General features: G+C 48.3%; 13 protein-coding genes and 3 pseudogenes. 8 read left to right on the top strand and 8 right to left on the bottom strand.

The window, feature by feature from the left end:
* Positions 1-489: 489 nt before the first annotated feature.
* Positions 490-1,170: a DUF6198 family protein gene (locus JCM2765_RS00450; protein WP_476748589.1), complete on the top strand. Its 681-nt coding sequence runs from the start codon at positions 490-492 to the stop codon at positions 1,168-1,170.
* A 149-nt stretch (positions 1,171-1,319) separates the two neighbouring features.
* On the opposite strand, the gene JCM2765_RS00445 is transcribed toward JCM2765_RS00450, so the two are convergent.
* The 3 genes and pseudogenes from JCM2765_RS00445 to JCM2765_RS00435 form a co-directional block, all read right to left on the bottom strand.
* The gene (locus JCM2765_RS00445; RefSeq protein ID WP_054732416.1) at positions 1,320-1,964 is read right to left on the bottom strand and encodes a TetR/AcrR family transcriptional regulator; all 645 of its coding nucleotides are present in this window, start codon (positions 1,962-1,964) and stop codon (positions 1,320-1,322) included.
* Between the two features lie 24 nt (positions 1,965-1,988).
* Complete coding sequence (locus tag JCM2765_RS00440; RefSeq protein WP_054732413.1) at positions 1,989-3,608, bottom strand: ABC transporter permease; 1,620 nt, start codon at positions 3,606-3,608, stop codon at positions 1,989-1,991.
* A pseudogene (locus tag JCM2765_RS00435) lies at positions 3,598-4,517 on the bottom strand (ABC transporter ATP-binding protein). The gene JCM2765_RS00440 and the pseudogene JCM2765_RS00435 overlap by 11 nt, the downstream one beginning before the upstream one ends.
* 501 nt (positions 4,518-5,018) lie before the next feature.
* Between JCM2765_RS00435 and JCM2765_RS00430 the strand changes: the two are divergent.
* Entirely contained in the window at positions 5,019-5,858 is an 840-nt protein-coding gene (locus tag JCM2765_RS00430; RefSeq protein WP_054732410.1) for an aldo/keto reductase, read from the top strand.
* A 464-nt stretch (positions 5,859-6,322) separates the two neighbouring features.
* Here JCM2765_RS00430 and JCM2765_RS00425 read toward each other — a convergent pair whose 3' ends face one another.
* Positions 6,323-7,648: an MFS transporter gene (locus JCM2765_RS00425; RefSeq protein ID WP_054732407.1), complete on the bottom strand. Its 1,326-nt coding sequence runs from the start codon at positions 7,646-7,648 to the stop codon at positions 6,323-6,325.
* Positions 7,649-8,063: 415 nt separating this feature from the next.
* Between JCM2765_RS00425 and guaD the strand changes: the two genes are divergently transcribed.
* Both guaD and JCM2765_RS00415 read left to right on the top strand, forming a co-directional pair.
* A complete protein-coding gene (gene guaD, locus JCM2765_RS00420; protein WP_054732404.1) occupies positions 8,064-9,380 on the top strand; it encodes a guanine deaminase in 1,317 nt (438 codons plus the stop codon).
* A gap of 19 nt (positions 9,381-9,399) precedes the next feature.
* Positions 9,400-10,781, top strand: a pseudogene (locus tag JCM2765_RS00415) (uracil-xanthine permease family protein).
* Between the two features lie 71 nt (positions 10,782-10,852).
* Here JCM2765_RS00415 and JCM2765_RS00410 read toward each other — a convergent pair.
* A complete protein-coding gene (locus JCM2765_RS00410; protein ID WP_054732402.1) occupies positions 10,853-11,428 on the bottom strand; it encodes a helix-turn-helix transcriptional regulator in 576 nt (191 codons plus the stop codon).
* 771 nt (positions 11,429-12,199) lie between these two features.
* On the opposite strand from JCM2765_RS00410, the gene JCM2765_RS00405 reads away from it, so the two are divergent.
* Genes JCM2765_RS00405 through JCM2765_RS00390 form a run of 4 tightly spaced genes read left to right on the top strand, consistent with a single transcriptional unit; the run spans position 12,200 to position 15,569 of the window.
* The gene (locus JCM2765_RS00405) at positions 12,200-12,910 is read left to right on the top strand and encodes a zinc ribbon domain-containing protein (protein WP_054732400.1); all 711 of its coding nucleotides are present in this window, start codon (positions 12,200-12,202) and stop codon (positions 12,908-12,910) included.
* A 12-nt stretch (positions 12,911-12,922) separates the two neighbouring features.
* Entirely contained in the window at positions 12,923-13,696 is a 774-nt protein-coding gene (locus tag JCM2765_RS00400; RefSeq protein WP_054732398.1) for a zinc ribbon domain-containing protein, read from the top strand.
* The gene (locus JCM2765_RS00395) at positions 13,651-14,403 is read left to right on the top strand and encodes a serine hydrolase (RefSeq protein WP_369404019.1); all 753 of its coding nucleotides are present in this window, start codon (positions 13,651-13,653) and stop codon (positions 14,401-14,403) included. The genes JCM2765_RS00400 and JCM2765_RS00395 overlap by 46 nt, the downstream gene beginning before the upstream one ends.
* A gap of 11 nt (positions 14,404-14,414) precedes the next feature.
* Positions 14,415-15,569 carry a PrsW family glutamic-type intramembrane protease gene (locus tag JCM2765_RS00390; RefSeq protein ID WP_054732391.1) on the top strand — a complete coding sequence of 385 codons (1,155 nt, stop codon included), beginning with the start codon at positions 14,415-14,417 and terminating at the stop codon, positions 15,567-15,569.
* A gap of 154 nt (positions 15,570-15,723) precedes the next feature.
* Here JCM2765_RS00390 and JCM2765_RS00385 read toward each other — a convergent pair whose 3' ends face one another.
* The 3 genes and pseudogenes from JCM2765_RS00385 to vprA form a co-directional block, all read right to left on the bottom strand.
* Positions 15,724-16,101, bottom strand: a complete 378-nt coding sequence (locus tag JCM2765_RS00385; RefSeq protein ID WP_263849270.1) for an NADPH-dependent FMN reductase — start codon at positions 16,099-16,101, stop codon at positions 15,724-15,726.
* Positions 16,023-16,271: an NADPH-dependent FMN reductase gene (locus JCM2765_RS17725; RefSeq protein WP_225351904.1), complete on the bottom strand. Its 249-nt coding sequence runs from the start codon at positions 16,269-16,271 to the stop codon at positions 16,023-16,025. Before JCM2765_RS17725 ends, JCM2765_RS00385 begins: the two co-directional genes overlap by 79 nt.
* Positions 16,268-17,673: pseudogene (vprA, locus tag JCM2765_RS00380) on the bottom strand (vinyl phenol reductase); the annotation flags it as partial. The gene JCM2765_RS17725 and the pseudogene vprA, both read right to left, overlap by 4 nt.
* Between the last annotated feature and the right edge of the window lie 104 nt (positions 17,674-17,777).

The following is a 17,777-nucleotide window of genomic DNA, read 5'->3' as shown; positions in this document are numbered from 1 at the left end:
TTATCAGAAGCCCTGGACGTTTTTCTCCAGGGCTTTTTGCTGTCGTTTGTGTCCAGCGTAAGTGTGCGGAGCGAGGCGGTTAGAAGGTGGAGTGTAAGTTCGTCCCAGCGAAGCTACCGGGCTTTGGTAGGTTGGCTGGGGCGAACTTACATGCAACCTTCTGCCTCGCGCAGCACCATTCGGCGTGGTGGCCAGAAAGCGCGTGGTTGACAAGTTCTTATAATGACAGGAACCCTAGAAATAACAGTTTAAGTGGCGCCGAATTTTGTAGCCTGAGAGCGCCGGTTTTCATGCGGCTTTGGCGAGCGCAGCGACGACAAACAGCCTACATCCAAATCACACCCAACACTTACGCTGGGCACAAGCGACAACAACTGCCGTCAAATTCGCTTCAAACCAGTTTGCTCAATATTTCAACATCTCGCTCAACCATTCAAATCTGACGCGATGCATGCTAAACTAATCAACATACGAAGTGAGGCGAACAATTTGAAAAACACGCTAAAAGAACGGTGGATCGGCCTGGTTGCGGGCTTATTCATCAACGCGTTCGGGAATGCAATGTCCATTTCCGGTAATATGGGTAGCGGGGTCTGGTCAGCTTCCGCGGTGAACTTACATAACTGGACTGGTGTCAGTCTGGGCTTGATTTTGACCTGTATCGGGATCATTAATGCGTTAACTAACCAACTTTTGATTCGGCGGTTTGATCCGAAACGACTAATTGGCGAAGTCATCTTTGTTATGTTCTACGGTTCATTTGTCCAATTCTTTGCGGGTTGGCTGGACGGCTTAGGTGCGAACACCGCTTCGATTCCAGTGCGGATTCTAATCAGTGCTGGTGGGGTTGTGGTCTTCTGTGTTGGCATTTCGCTTTATCAACGGGCCAACATCGTGATGCACCCCAACGATGACACCACTAACATTCTGCGGTTCATGTACGTTAAGGGTAACGCAACTGCCTCACAACTGTTGGACTTTGCGCCACCGATCATTGTGATCATCATCGCCTTCTTTGCGACTGGCCAAATTTTGTCAGTCAACGTGGCGACCGTGTTCTCAATCTTATGTAATGGCATTTTGATTGCGACCTCGGATAAATTGATCTGGCCGCATTTGACCCATAACTTCCGGGTGAAGCCTTCGGGGGATGGGACGCCGACGGTTTAGGTGAATTTTAACTCAAAAAGTGAGGTTAACTACCATTGGTTGGTGGTTAACCTCACTTTTTGGGTTTGAGTGTTTGGTTCGTTGCTGTCCTCGAGCCGAAACGTGCTACACAGCAGAAGGCTGCATATAAGGGCGTCCTGTTCCGCACTCTACTTCAAAAATCCATGCTCCAATATCCGATACTCATCCTGAATCTGTCGAATAATAGGCTCAAAATCCTCAATTTTGGCTTTCGGGTGCTGCTGCATAAACTGCTGTGCATCGCCGAAGACCTGGTCCGCTACCGCTGATAATAAGCGTTGCAGCGTGCCACGATCCACATCGTCTCGAATCGGCATTCGGTCAATGACGGGTTGCTCTAGTTCCAGCATCCCCATCGTGGTTTGATTGCGCCACAATTCGGCAATCTCGCCCTGAATCTCTTCCGGCAAACTGCCCAGTTCACCAAACGAGCGCACCGAAAGTGTAAACTCGTCCGGGTACTGTAGCTGTAGCTCAATTTTATAGCGAACCGCTCGTTCGATCATATCGCCTAAATCATTGGCGTCGCGCCACACACTGAAGTCCGCAATCGACGTCAGGTGCTCAATCACGTATTCAACCGTGGCCAAATACAGGTGGCCTTTGTCACCAAAATACCGAAACACAATGCCCTTCGACACGGACGCTGCTTTCGCAATGTCGGCCGTTTTCGCCTGAAGGTAGCCGTTTTCTGCAAAGATATGGGTGGCACTTTTCATGATCCGGTCAACTTTTTCCGGATCCTTGGGTACTTCTGGATTTAGGGCTAACATCACAACGTCCTTTCTTAAATTGGGTTAGTTTTCAATCAAATCCCGCCGGCGGTACAGGCTGTAGCCGATCAAGACCAGCACACAACTGACCACGACCAGCAAGCCCACTTGATCCCACTGTACCGTGTGTAGCGGTACTTTGCGAATCCAGCCAAACGGGGTTACTTTCTTCGTCCATTCTGGGAAGTCCAACAGACCGCCCAAGTAAATTGATAGCAACGCGTAAATCGGGAGAATCCAAGCCAGCTTCTGCAGCCGAGGCAACAAACCAACAACGACTGCCGCAATACCGACCGTCATTAAAATGGCTGGCGAAAAGCCCCAAAAGGCGCGCATCAACCGGCCAACACTAAAGGCGTGCTTCATGCCCTGACTGCCGATTGCCATGCCAATGTTACCAGCAAACAATGTCAACAAACCAATGACCGTTGCCACTAAACTGTAAGCCCCAAATAACTGGAACCGCGATACTGGCCGAGCGTGCATCGACTCCAACCAGCCCTTTTGCTCGTCACTATTTAACCGAAGCAACGTGGCAATCACCGGGACACTCGCCCCAATCGCCATCACCGTTGCCATCATTGACGCAAATTCCAAGGTCATCGTCCGCCCAGCCGCCTGAGCCGCTGCAGGACCGATAATCTTAACGACCATTGGACTACTATTCATCATATCACCAATTGTATCAAATAATGACCCCATGCTGGCGCCATAAATGAACAGGCCAACAACCCACGCAATCAAGCTCGTGCGTTCCAACCGGAAAATCAAGCTAGTTGGGCCGGCTAAAAAGGCGCTAGCGTGAGCACGACCGGGCCGGTCTGGTAACAGGCCACTGCCTAAGTCCCGTTGTGCGCTGACCACGAAAGTGATGACTAAGACAATGGCTGCGAGAGCAATCATGTATAGTGCCGGCAACCAGTTATTTTTGCCGTACACGCCGAATTTTTCAACCCAGCCGAATACGGTCCACCAAGTATAGTCGGTATTTTGCACGTCGGTTAACGCTCTTAGAATGTACAGAATGCCAAGTAAGCTGTAACTCATTGTTGTGGCACCACGGGCGTTGCTGGCGAGTTGGGCGATCAGTAGCGTGAAGGCGCCAAACATCAGGCCGCAAGCGGCTAAGCCCATGCCAAACAGCCAGTTACCGGTCGCATCAGCGCCGTCCATGTTCATTGCTTGCAGCGTGACGCTCATGAGGACGCCGTTCAGTAGGTTAATGATAATTAGTTCATACAACGTTGCCAACAGCGAGCTCTGACGACCAACACTGTGCGCCCGCACCATTTCTAACACCCCATTGTCCTCTTGGGTTCGGGTGTTACGGATGGCGAAGTAGATGTTCATGATGGCAATGGCGAGTCCCATGAACACCATCATCGTGGCTGAAAAAATTGACGCTGTGCTGGCAGACTGAGTGGCCTTGAACGGCCCAAACATCGCCGCCATCGCAGGCGTATCCATCGTGTGGACCAGTGACGCTACCGCTTTATCGTTGCCAGTCAGACCGATGATTTTGCTGGCACCGGAAGCAGCCCCGCCAACGATCCCTAACAACCAGATTAAAATAGCAATTCGGTCCCGGCGCAAATACATCCGCGTCAGGTACCCGGTTTGCGCGGTTTCTTGGTTACGCTTCATGAGAATCGCCCTCCCCTTCAGCGTTGTAGTAACGCATAAACAGGTCTTCAAGTGTTGGTGGCGTGCTTTGTAGGGTCACGATTTGGTAGTCCGCCAACTGGCTCATCACGGCACCCACCTGAGCCGTATCCACCGCAAAGGTCGCCTTGTTGGCGGTAGTGGCGTCTGGTGTAAAGCGTGAACGCCTGCTAATTGGGCTACTGCGTCGAGTGGTTGCTGGGTAGCGACCGTGATTTGGGTCCGGGTCAACTGACGCATTTCGTCCAGTGTCCCGGTTTCAACGATCTTACCGGCTTTGATAATGCCGATTCGGTCACACATCCGTTCCACTTCGGACAGAATGTGGCTGGATAGTAGCACGCTCTTACCATTTTCTTTCAATGCCAACACGTGCTTCTGAAAAATCTCTTCCATCAACGGATCCAACCCACTCGTTGGTTCGTCAAAGATGTAAAAATCGGCTTCGGTTGAAAATGCCGCGATCAAAGCGACTTTTTGCCGGTTCCCTTTCGAATAGGTCCGCGACTTCTTCTTAGGATCAAGCTCAAACTCTTTAATCAACGCATCCGTCTTAGCAGTATGCTTTTGATGATTCAACTTCAACAAGAAATCGATCATCTCACCACCAGTCAGGTTCGGCCACAAATAAACGTCACCGGGCACGTAGGCGATTCGATTATGGATCGATACGGCCTGCGACCACACATCTTGATTAAAAATCGTTGCTTGGCCACCGCTCGCCTTCAAGATTCCCAACAGCACCCGGATCGTCGTCGATTTACCCGCCCCGTTTGGCCCAATAAACCCGAAAACTTCCCCCGCGTTCACGTCGAACGTAATGTCGGATAATGCCTGAAACTTACCAAAGTGTTTTTGTAAATGCTGAATACTTAATACCGTTTGTGTCATTGTGAATCCCTCCTATGGGGAGCGGCAGTTGGGTCGCTCAACCAGGTTGTATTTTGATTTCACCGATAGTATAAATCTCGTTGACCGGTAAGTCAATGACCCGTGAGTCAATTAATGTGCTTGTAAAATTTTGATTGGGTTTGAAGACTGGTATAACGGCATTTTAGCGGGACTTTATTGGTTGGTTTTTTGTTGAATTTAATTTGGATTTGGTGGTCAATCGGTCGGTTATATTGAAAAGGATCGAACTGGGTTTCTTGACTCGAAATCAGTTAAACTTTTCAATGAACTTCGAGACTGTTATCTAGCCTAAACGCGATGCAAAACTCAGGTCCCGGCCATGTAAGCCAGTGAGGCCGCAAATTCCAAGTCCGGGAATTTACGGCCTCACTGGCTTACACTCTGGGACCTAACCGAGTTTTGCATCGCTCTGCTCTCTTGACTTACACCCCCCTCTAACTTGTACACTAAACCCATACTAAAAAAAGAAGGCCTTACAGCATGACAATTCCAAACGTATTACTCAACGATGGTCACCAACTGCCGATGATTGGTCTGGGGACCTACCAGATTCGTGGCGGTCAAGGCATCGACCAAATCGTTTCCGCCATTCGCGATGGCTACCGGGCCATTGATAGCGCCACAAACTACGATAACGAAGGCATCGTGGGCGAAGCCATTCGCCGGTCCGGGGTGCCTCGCAGTGACCTCTACGTCACGTCAAAATTACCCGGGAAATACCACCACTATGACGACGCCTTAATGGCAATTCAAGAATCACTAGCGCGGATGGGGCTGGACTACTTCGACCTCTTCTTGATTCACTGGCCACTGCCAAAACGTGACCACTACGTTGAAGCTTGGCGGGCCTTGATTGCGGCTCAAAAGCTGGGGCTCATCCGGTCAATCGGCGTCTCCAACTTCGAACCCGAACACCTCGACCGCATCATTACCGAAACCGGCGTTACCCCAGCTGTGAACCAAATCGAAATTCACCCCTACTGGATCAACGCCAAGAACGTGCAAGCCAACGCTGACCGTGGCATCGTTACGGAAGCTTGGAGTCCCTTAGGCCGCGGCAGTTCCGTGTTGCAAGAACCACTTATTCAAAAATTGGCAACTAAGTATGGTAAGAACGTCGGCCAAATCATTCTGCGTTGGCACACGCAACGTGGAATAGTTCCGGTACCTAAGTCAAGCAGCTTGGTGCACCAACGTTTGAATTTGGACCTCTTCGACTTCGAATTAAGTCCAGACGAAATGACCGCCATCAACGCGTTAACCAAGCCAGATGGCCGCACAACCAACCAAGATCCTAACGAATACGAGGAATTTGATTAATTGTGTAAATTTTCACAACTTTTTCGAGCTAAACCATTGACTTCCAGAATTGGAGGCGTTATTATAGCTACAATTCAAAAAGGAGGTGATGCTATTTGGCAACAGGAATATGTCTTATAGCATCAGCTACGGAGACTTCAGTTAACTAGCTGATGTAATAAGAGAGGCCCTACGAAATTTTCTCGTGGGGCTTTTTATATTGAGTGTGAAATAAAAACGAATATCCCTTCTATGCTGCCATTAAGCACAATAGCCAATTTCAAGAGACTCGAACCCCAAGTAACCGCAGCACACATCGCCAACAACTCTCAACACCCACAACCACTCATCCTATAAAAATTACCTTCATCAAACATAAAAACCTACTATATTAATACCTCACATCTTCACGTCACAAAAAATGATGCCAACGGTCAACTCCAACAACCGTCAGCATCATTTTTATTCATTATTCATTTTATAATCTACCCACGCTGCACTTCCGTCGACTGCGCCACATCATCCGCATCAATCGTCGACACGTGCGACGTTTCAATCATCCGCCAGTAAACGAACAACGATACCAGCGTTGCGAAGGCCACGTACCAGAAGAACAGTGACTCCAAGTTAGCTGCCCGCAACCACAAGGCCACGTACTCCACGGTTCCACCGAAGATAGCAACCGTCAGGCCATAAGGGAAGCCAACGCCCAGCGCCCGAATTTCAGTTGGAAACAGTTCTGCCTTTACGATGGCGTTAATTGACGTATACCCGGACACGATGACAACCCCAGCCAACATCAAGAAGAAGGCCGCCCAAGCAGACTTCACGTGCGCCAATAAGGTGAAAATTGGCACCGTGAACAACGTACCACCAATCCCGAACCACAACAGCAGTGGTTTCCGGCCAATCTTATCTGACAAGTGACCGAAGATTGGTTGCAGGATCAGCATAATCAACAGAGCGAAGAAGTTGATGACAGAGACCACCCGGGTATTTAACCCCGTCGTGTTGATCATGAACTTTTGCAGGTAGGTTGTGTAAGCGTAGAAGCAGATCGTCCCACCAAAGGTCAGTCCAACCACCGTGAAGAACTGCTTGGGGTACTGGAACAGTAACGTCAACGTCCCAGCCTTCTTGCTCTTCTTATTTTTCGCGGTAAACTGGTCGGATTCTTCCATCGATAACCGCAACCAGAGAACGCCAACTGCGCCAAAGGCCCCGATCACGAAGGGAATCCGCCAGCCGAACGCGTATAGTTGCGCATCCGTCAATAGGCGTTGCAACACAATTTGAACCAACAAAGCCACCAATTGACCTGAAATCAACGTGACATACTGGAATGAGGAATAGAATCCCCGCCGTTTAGGTGAGGCCATTTCTGACAAATACGTTGCTGAAGTTCCGTACTCACCACCCAGTGACAAGCCTTGGAACAACCGGGTCAACACCAAAATAATTGGTGACCAGATACCAATCGTCCGGTATGCCGGCGTCACCGCAATGATCAGTGACCCCACCGCCATAATCGAGACTGACAACGTCAAGCAAGCCCGCCGACCATGGCGATCCGCAAACCGGCCCATGATAAATGAGCCCAGTGGTCGCATCAAGAACCCAACCGCAAAAACCGCCGCCGTTGACAGCAACTCTGCCGTTTTATTCTCTGAGGGAAAGAACGCCACTGAAAAATACACCGCAAATGACGCATACACGTACCAATCAAACCATTCGATCATGTTGCCCAGCGAGCCCTTAAAAATGTTCGCTGCAATTTGTCGTTCACTTCGTTTAACCGTTGGATTATCCATATGTATCGGCACCTCCTAAAAAACATTAAAATTAGATTAGAGAATATTCTAATCTAATTTGGCTAATTATTCAAGAAACGACTATTTATTATTTTCAACAAAAGTGGTCTAAACCCTTGTCACTAACGGCTAAAACGGTCTCAAAAAAATTTTCAATTTAGGATAAAAACCAGTTCAAATTAGAATTCAAAATAGTTCGTGAAATTGCATTGAACGGTCATCAAATAGTGTCTATAATAGCTTGCAAAGCATTTCTACGAACAAATCGTTCGCATCAGTTCTATTTGTTCGTGGTTATAAAACCGAGTCAACCAAGAGTTGGGGATACAGATCGTAACTTCGGCTCTTTTTTCATACCCGGCGCTTTTAATTCAAGTTAAAGTGAGGCGACGACCCATTTCGTTTTCAAGAGTAATTGCAGGTTCTTTTTTTTACACCACTATCAGCGACTGAAGTGGCGTTTCAACAGCACCAACTGATTTGTTTTGACGAGAGTGGTTATATCGCCCGCCTAATTGATTCATCTGAAGCCGATTATGCATCGGTCAAGCAAGCGGCCGCCAACGCCGAGACGTTGACTGAGCTTCGCGATGACCAGTACGTACTTCCCGGCTTCATCGACCTTCACATTCATGCGCCCCAGTGGCCCAATGCCGGTCTTGCGTTAGACCGACCGCTAAATGAATGGCTCGATACTTACACCTTCCCATTAGAAGCCAAGTATCGGGACACTGATTTCGCCAAATTGGTTTACGCGGATCTCGTGCATGAACTGTTGGCCAACGGGACCACCACCGCGCTGTATTTTGGCACGGTGCACAATCCGGCTAATCTGGAACTGGCCAAGGCTTGTATCCAGAATGGTCAACGGGGCTTCATCGGCAAAGTGGCCATGGATAACCCCGACCAGACGCCCGAGTACTACCGGGACGCGTCAGCTGCCAGCGCGGTTGCCGACACCGAACAGTTCATTCAACAGCTAACTGAACTGAACCGGACGACCGACCTCAAACAAACGCCGGTCATCACGCCCCGCTTCGTGCCAAGTTGCACGCCAGAAAGCCTCGCTGGTTTAGGTGATTTAGCCCGCAAATACGATTTGCCGGTTCAATCCCACGCCAGCGAAAGCGACTGGGAAGATGGTTACGCCCGGGAGCACTATCACATCCGGGATGCTGAAGTGTTAGACCGTTACGGGTTATTGACCGATAAAGCGGTGATGGCGCACGGCACCATGTTGAACGAGACCGACTACCAGTTATTTGCCGACCGACAGACTGCCATCGCACACTGTCCCATCTCAAACGTCTACTTCGGTAACGCTGTGTTGCCCGTTAAGCGGGTCATGGCGCACCACGTGAAGTTGGGCCTCGGCACTGACATTTCTGGTGGCTATTCACCCAGTCTCTACCAAAACATCCGTCAAGCCGTTCTGTCCTCAAGACAGTTGACTGACGGCGTTGACAACCAATTATCACCGATTAACCGCGGGGTTGCCGATAGTGCAATCGGCCTTCGAACCGCGTTTTACCTCGCAACTGTGGGCGGTGCTGAAAGTTTGCACCTCAAAACTGGCAGAATCGCCCCCGGCTACTTAGCCGACTTACAGGTCGTCTCACTATCGACCCCCATTCCACCTGATAGCGCCTCGGCCATCTTTGAAAAGCTAATGATTCAAACGACTAAGCACACGATTGATCATGTATTTGTTCAAGGAAAAACCGTCAAATAAAGGGAGAATAAACTAAATTATGAACCGCAAACAAAATGGCTTACTGTATGGACCAGAAGACAAGTTACCCGTTGTGCAATCCGGCTTTCTAGGCTTGCAACACGTGTTGGCGATGGACGTTTACGTCGCACCAATCATCATGGCGGGACTGTTATCGATGGGCGCTGCGCAAAAGACCGGCTTCTTACAAGCCGCCTTTATCGCGTGTGGGATCGGCACGATCTTACAAACTAGATTCTTCATGAAGTTGCCCGTTTCACAAGGACCATCCTTCGTTCCCGTTGGCGCCGTTGCCGGCATCTACCTCGCAAATGGCGGGGCTCATGGCGGTATGGCGACGGTATTAGTCATTAGTCGTTGGTTCGTTCTTACTGATTGCATTAGGGGTTTCCGGCGTCTTCCAAAAGGTGATTTCCAAACTTGTGCCGGCCATCGTTGGCGGCACAATTATCACCTGCGTGGGACTATCCCTTCTGCCTGGTGCTTTAAACGACAACATCTTTGAAGCAACCGGTAACGTCAACCAAAACATTATTATTGCTGGGACCACCGGCGTTGTCATGTTAATTGCCATTATTTTGAGTCTTCGGGTCCCACAACTGAAAAAAGCCCTCAAGGTTAGCTCCATTGTGATCGCCTTGATCGTGGGTTCAGCCGTTGCAACCGCCATGGGCCGCTTCGATTGGTCAACGGTGCAACAAGCCCATTGGTTCAGTTTACCTAAATTCACCTCACTGCATTACGCTTGAACTTCAATGTTCCTGCCATCTTAACCTTTGTAGTCATCTATCTAGTATTAACCACCGAAACCACCGGGACCTGGTTCGCCATGAGTGCCGTTACCGGTGAAAAGATCAGCAAAAAGCAGTGGAACATGGGCATCATTGGTGAAGGCCTGAGCTGTTTGATTTCAGCCTGTTAGGGGCAACGCCAATGACGGGTTACTCAACCAACGCCGGCGTGGTGTCCGTGACTGGGGTTGCCAGCAAGCGGGTCTTCGTTTCTGCCGGGATCTGGTTCGTGATCCTTGGCTTCTGCGGTAAGTTATCGGCCTTCTTCGCAGCCGTTCCTGCCCCCGTTATCGGTGGCGTTTACTCCATCATCTGCGTCATCATCATGTTAAACGGCTTGAACGTGATCCGTGACTTGAAGACCAGCGAAAGTGCCATCTACGTGATCGGCATCCCAATCGTGTTGACCATGGCCCTCGTCTTGATTCCAAGCAAGGTCGTGAGTGAAGCCCCACAAATGTTGCAGTACCTGTTGGGTTCGCCAATTACGATTGCCGCCATCAGCGCCATTATTTTGAACTTAGTTATGGGCAGTAAAGTGCCTGTTGAAACAACTGAAACCGAAACTGAGTCAACTTCTGAAACCACCGCTCAGGTTACTGGGCGTTAATTGATAAAGTTTAAAGGGTATCACCCGGGAAATATACCGGGTGGTACCCTTTTTGCGTGTCGTTATTGTTGTTAAAATGACCACCCAAGAAACGTGGTCGCCAACCACCAAAGCAAGCCGCCACCTAGCGCTAACCCGATAATGGCTCCCAAGATTGCCTGGGAAATAACCCGAATTCGGGACACTTTGTCGTGCGCTTGCACCGGCTCGTTATTGAGATAAGCCGCAATCTGCCGCATCGTGTGTAACTGGAGTCGTTTAGCAGTTAAGCTCCCGATCACGATCAGCGCAATACCAATCGTTGTGAACGCCCCAATCAGCAGCGCACTGATGACCGGTGATAACCACCGTTGACTCAAAAACGCTAGATAAGTCGCCACGATACAGCCGAGAACCCCAATCATCAACCAACGCGTCCGCTGCTGCATGCCCCGGCGTTGGATTTCTCCCACATCATCATGGATCAACACATCCACCGTCGTATGATAAATCGTCGCCAACAACACCAAACTCTGCACATCCGGATACGTCTTGCCCGTTTCCCAGTTAGAAATCGTCTGCCGAGACACGTACAACTTCTCCGCCAACGCTTCCTGAGACAACCCAGCCTGCTTTCGGTATTCAACCAATACGCTCCCTAACCGCATGGTGCTCACTTCCCTTCGTTGTCTTTATTATGACAGGTATGAGGGGTGATTGCTGTCAAAATTCTTTGGCAGTGATGCCTTCCAACGCAGTTTGTAAAGTCTGGACTTGCTTGTACGTTTAATCATGGACCGGAAAGTCCCCACAATTGAAGCCGAACCGATTGATTCAGCGTAAGTTATAACGGGACGACCATTTCAATTTAAACTCAAAATATCACCTAAACCTAATCGTTCAGGTGATATTTTTGTGTGAGTTAGCCTCAATCATCCTGAATTGACGAGTATGAACTTACTTGATAATAGCAGGTAAGTTAACTAATGCTCGCAATTAGGTTACTAATGTAACGATTATTTTCTAACAACTAAGATGATATTGAATTTAATTGCTAAATCATCCATTAATTATAGTTACTAAATCATTAATTATTGGTAAACTTAATTTAGACTAAGTACGGGGAGGCCAACGTGTGAAATTACAAGTCAATCATAAGTTGTTATACCCAATAGACAAGCAGTTTACGGGACTATTAACGTTGGAGATGATGCTGACAATTTAAATTGAATCCAAAAAGTTACGGCTCAGCTTACCATCACATTTATATTATCGTAAGTGATTTAAGAACAACTTCAGTTGATGACTTAAATGGGGATTCTTAATCATTCACTCGATAGTATAACTGCGCCAAAAATGATGGGAAGAACAGGAACAACAATGATTAGGGTTGATTATTGCAATAAGTGTTAGATCCATATAACGAGGGGGAACCAATAATGGCAGATTCAAGAATTTTTCAATTAACGAATGACGTTACAATCGAAAACATCGGCATTGGCATCCAAGGCTGGTTACGTGAAAAAAAGCAACTCCATGCAGAAGGCATGCCTACCAATCAAGGCTACTTAGTCCAAGCTAAGCAAGAAGATAGTTGGAAGAAGTTTATGGGAATGGATACCGCCATTCAAATTCAAATTTTCAAATCTGGTGATGATCAAATTATGGTCAACATCGGGTCTGGTAAGTGGATTGATAAGGCCGGCGCTGCCACAGTGGGGATGATCGTGTTTGCACCACTGGCTGTCACTGCAGCAATTGGTGCTTGGAATCAAAAGAAACTTCCTGATGAATTATTTGCATTTATTGAACAATTTATTATTAGCGGTGGCCAATCCGTTACGGTGTCAATGGCTACTGAAACGGACGTCAGTGATGATCAGGTCGTTTGTCCAAACTGTCAGGCAGTCAATAATAAGTCAGCTAAGTTCTGCGCCTCATGCGGGACTAGCTTAGGGAAAGAATGTCCCAACTGTCACGCTCAAGTAGGTTTAAACGCTAAATTCTGTCCAAATTGTGGCACGGATTTAACCTCCAAACCCGAACTACCAGCAACAATTACGTGTCCTGATTGCCAAGCATCAGTACCTGCTGAAAGTAAATTCTGTCCAAATTGTGGTCACTCATTTGTGTCATCGGCCCAAGATTAAGGGGGCAACAACGTGAAATTTTGTCCAAATTGTGGGACACCAAACGATGAAACGGCGACTTTTTGCGAAAACTGTGGTCAACAACTCCCTACCACCTCAACGCCATTAACTTGTCCAAATTGTGGCCACGTTAGTGCAGATGGCAGTCAATTTTGTGAAAATTGTGGGCATCCGTTGACACCTGTGCAAGCATCAACGGAGAGTCAGGTCGTGCAACCAACTACCGCTGAACCGGTGCAATCAGTTAACGATTCTGACGTTCCAGTGAACAATCCGGACCCCAAGCCTTCAAACGAGACACCAGTGGCTCAAACTATTCAGCCAGAACCCATCACTCAACCTGAACCTCACTCGGTGGTTAACGACACCATTCAATCTGAACCTCAACCGGTAGTTAACGACGCCACCGTTCCTGAAAAAACGGCCAGCGTGACACCAACTGAACCACCCCTAGCAGATTCAACAGCTTCTAACCCAACCCCGCCAACGACGTCGGTACCAGCACCTCAACAATCAACGCCACCCCGGCGTTGGCTCAACATCTTGGCTAGTGTGGTCATTCTTTTAGTGCTGGTTGTTGGTGGGTATCTATTATTTAATCACAAATCAACTCATCAATCGGGATCAAAATCAGCAACTAGTTCAATCACATCATCATCATCTGACGCTCAGCAACCAAAAGCCGCTAAGTCGTCACTTACCTTCAATAAGGGGCAAGTGAGACCATCGTCAATCAGACAGTGGGTAACATTGCGGGTACCAATTCTGTATACGTGTCTCCGGTAAATGGTCAGCAAAACGTTCTCACTGTCAATCGCTCTCAAAGCGCTGCTAGTAGCATTAAACTATTCATCTTGATAACTGCGTATGCGATGGAAAAAGCCGGTACCATTAACCTCAACGATAGTTATACCCTAACTGCTAGTGACAAGGTTGGCGGAACTGGCGTTATTCAAAACATGGCAGATGGCACTAAATTAACTTATCGCGACATTTTACGGCACATGATCGTAGATAGCGATAACACTGGCGCTAACATTATGATTGATAAACTGGGTGGTTTCGATCCAATTAACGCTAAAATCAAGAGTTTGGGGGATACTGGTACTAAACTCAAGCGGATGATGATGGACACAGACGCTTTAGATAACGGCATTGATAATATGACCTCTGCTCGAGATATGGGCACGACACTCAAGCGACTTTATAATCATCAACTCGTGTCAAAGAAGGCTGATAGCGAGATGCTGTCGATACTGGTAGCCAACAATGATCACGACAAACTGCCACAGAACTTACCAAGTACGGCCAAGGTCTATAACAAAACTGGTGAGTATGACGATTATGGTATTCAAAACGATGCTGCGATTATCGAAAATACTCACGGTGCCTTTGTTGTTGTCGTCCTATCCGAAAACGGCCATCGTGATGAGCAAATCAGTGCCATGAATCAGTTAGGCGAACAGTTGTATCAAACAATCTTAGAAAAATAGGAAGTGGTTACATGCATTTTTGTCCAAATTGCGGCAGCCCGGTTAAAGAAGGTGCCAAATTCTGCTCAAAGTGTGGGAATGCGCTTCCCACACTGACGAGTCCAACAACTCAAGGCCCGGCAATGACGCCAACTCAACCAACTCAGCCGACCCAGCCAGCGGCACCACAAGCCACCCCAAGCTCTTTGTACGCTGCGGCAACTGAATCGCTGTCCCATTATACTGGCGAAACCGGGAATGTGTCGGTTAACTTAAGCGATTTATTCTCTCAGGTTTTCAAACACCATTCAAAGGATGAAGCTGAGGAAATCTTTATTGCTGGTACAAAGACGACTACGCCACCGTTATCGGCCGTTTCAGATGAATGGGCAAAGCCGTGGCTGTTCTCTCGAATTTTATGCGGCTTTTTAATCGCATTCATCGCGTTATTGTATATGGCGACTCAGTTCGATAATGACAACGCAATTCCCGGCTTAATTTTAGTTGGCGCCTTTGCAGTCCCGTTCTCTGGCCTGGTCTTCTTTTTTGAAGCGAACGCCTTTAAAAACATTAGTTTATTTCAAGTGATCAAAATCTTTTTCATTGGTGGTATTTTTTCACTACTCATTACCCTATTCCTCTACGAATTCGTTCACTTTAGCTTCTACAGCCAAATGACAGGCAATTTAGAACTTCGAGATGCGGTTTCAATTGGCGTTGTGGAGGAACTAGGTAAAGTCTTAATTACAAGTTACTTTATTAGTCAATTAAACGTCAGTCATATCTTAGACGGCATGCTAGTCGGCGCCTCGGTCGGGGCCGGATTTGCCGCTTTCGAAACCGCTGGCTACATCTATCGCGCTGGTAATGATTTGGTTAGTGTTGCTATTGTAAGAGGTTGGACTGCAGTTGGTGGCCACCTTGTCTGGGCAGCAATTGCCGGCGGTGCGCTTCTAGTTGTTAAACGTGAAAAACCGTTCCGATTCAGCCAATTATTAGATTCAAGGTTCTTAATCTTTTTTGCGTTAGCCATTGCGTTGCATGCCGTTTGGGATTGGGATCTTCCAATTCTAGGCAGCGGCTATTCGAAATACATTTTATTAATTATCGTTGCATGGATTATTGTCTTCGTATTGATGAACGCGGGCTTAAAAGAAATTGCGCGTTTGAAACACACTGCTAGTTAAGCCATTCATCGTTTATTCAAACGTTTTTGCGACAACCCTTGATCCGATAACCTTTAACTCAAAACTGCCCTCAGACCAAATTGTCTGAGGGCAGTTTTGTATGCTTGTAAGCAATAGCAATAATTATTTAGTGACCGCTATCTAGCCAAAAACGCTATTCAGTTACCGGCACAGCGTTGACAAACGCCTTGAACGCGTCAAAGCACTGTTCCAAGAACGACACCGTCCGGGCATCCATCAGGTTTTGTTCCTCGTCAAACTGCTTCTTGGCAAATCCCAGCATAAACTGGTGACCGGACAACACCCGTGCGTTAACGCCGGGTGAGTTCAAAATTTCGCGAAGTTGGGTTTGTGCAAACGACGTCCCCTGTTGCCCCAGCGAAGTGCCAATGACCATCACAGCTTTATCGGTCAACGGGTGGGCGGCGTACGATAACCATTCGATGCAGCTCTTCAAGCAAGCTGGAATCGAGTGATCGTATTCCGGTGTCGCAATGATGACGCCATCTGCGGCTTCGATTGCAGCTGCCAAGTCCATGACACTGCTGGTGCATCATGAATGTCCTCGTTGAACAGTGGTAAGTCCTGTATTTCACGAACTTCAATCTCGACTTCTGGGCCGAAATGGCGAGCCATGTACTGCAACAAGATCCGGTTATAGGACTGACTGGCGTTGTTCCCGACTAATCCAATTAACTTCATGCTGTCACCCCTGCTTTGGCGTAGGCGGCTGCGTGCTTTCCTGAGTTACGGCCTGAGTAGAAGGCGTAACCCACGCAAGTTCCGGGCATGTTAGGACCGTAAGTGTCACCGGTCAAGCCGGCAGCGTCATTCCCAGCGGCATATAAGCCAGCCACTGGCAAACCGTTTTCAGCTAACACTTCGTTGCTGGTCGTGACTTGTAAGCCACCCATGGTACAGAACGCACCAACGTTTAACTTGAAGCCGTAGAATGGGCCTTCTGCAACTTTAACTAAGTATTCAGTATCCTTACCGAACGCCTTGTCATCGCCGGCTTCACAGTAATCGTTGTAGTCAGTGATGGTCTTAGTCAATTGGTCAACTGGCACGTTCATCTTTTCGGCTAATGCTTCGATGGTATCAGCTTTGAAAATGAATGGCTTGTCAGCTGCAACCGCACCATCGATTTCAGCTTGTAACTTGTCCATCTTTTCGCCACGCTTAACGTATACACCTAAGCCCATGAAGTTCCCGTCCTTGGCCATCTTGTCGATCACGCCTTGGTCTAAGATACTGTAAACTTGGTTTTGGGTGTACAGTGCGTTACCTGCGTATGAGAAGTTATAAACAACGGATTCATCCACGAACCGTTCGCCGTGCTCGTTGACCCACAGCAGTGGTTGTTGGCCAGCGGCCGTATTCATTTGCGAAGCCATGAACTTAAATGAGGGTTCGTCTGGATCCTTTAAGTAACCACCAAACAGCATGGCCATCCCGGTCCCGTATTGCTTTGCACCAGCCTTCCAGCCTAATTGCAAGCCATCACCGGTTCCCTTACCAGAACTAACTGGGATCAACCGTGATGTGTCGTACTGGGTCAACTTAGCCATCATGTCGGGGTTGTTCAAATACCCACCGGCGGCTAACACAACTGCGCCCGTAGCAACGTCTTGCGTCTCTTGACTGGCTTCATCGCGAATCGTCACACCGTTAATGGCACCATCGGCATCCTGGTGAAGCGCAATGGCGGTCGTCAACGTCCGGACTTCAACGCCTAACTTTTCTGCTTGAGGTAAGAGCGCATCGTGTAACACTGATTGGCCCATGCCTTCGTAGATGTGCCAAGTGGCTTCGCCGGCACCCATGGCTTGAACGCTTCGTATTTAACGCCTTGGTCCTTCAACCATTGCACGGTGTTGGCACTGTCATCCACGTAGTTGCGCCAGATGCGAGAATCGGCCTTGTACTTCGAGTATTCGACTTCTTCCTTCAACACATCGGTCCCAGAAACCTTGATGCCCTGTTCCTTTTGCAAATACGAATCAACTGCAAACAGGCCTTCGGTGTAGTTACTGCTACCGCCCGTGTGACGGCCCTTTTCTAACAACAGCACTGAGGCACCGTGTTGGGCAGCTTCTAACGCAGCACTGGTTCCGGCGGCACCGGTGCCGACAACGACAACATCGTAGCGTTCCTGTTTAGTAAATGACATGGATGAGTCCTCCTGATTGGTAAGTGTATTAGTGA

It is taken from the genome of Secundilactobacillus similis DSM 23365 = JCM 2765 (genome assembly GCF_001311075.1).
Classification (GTDB): Bacteria; Bacillota; Bacilli; order Lactobacillales; family Lactobacillaceae; genus Secundilactobacillus; species Secundilactobacillus similis.
The sequence above is the reverse complement of the archived record's forward strand: the minus strand, read 5'-3'. Positions and strand labels throughout refer to the sequence as shown.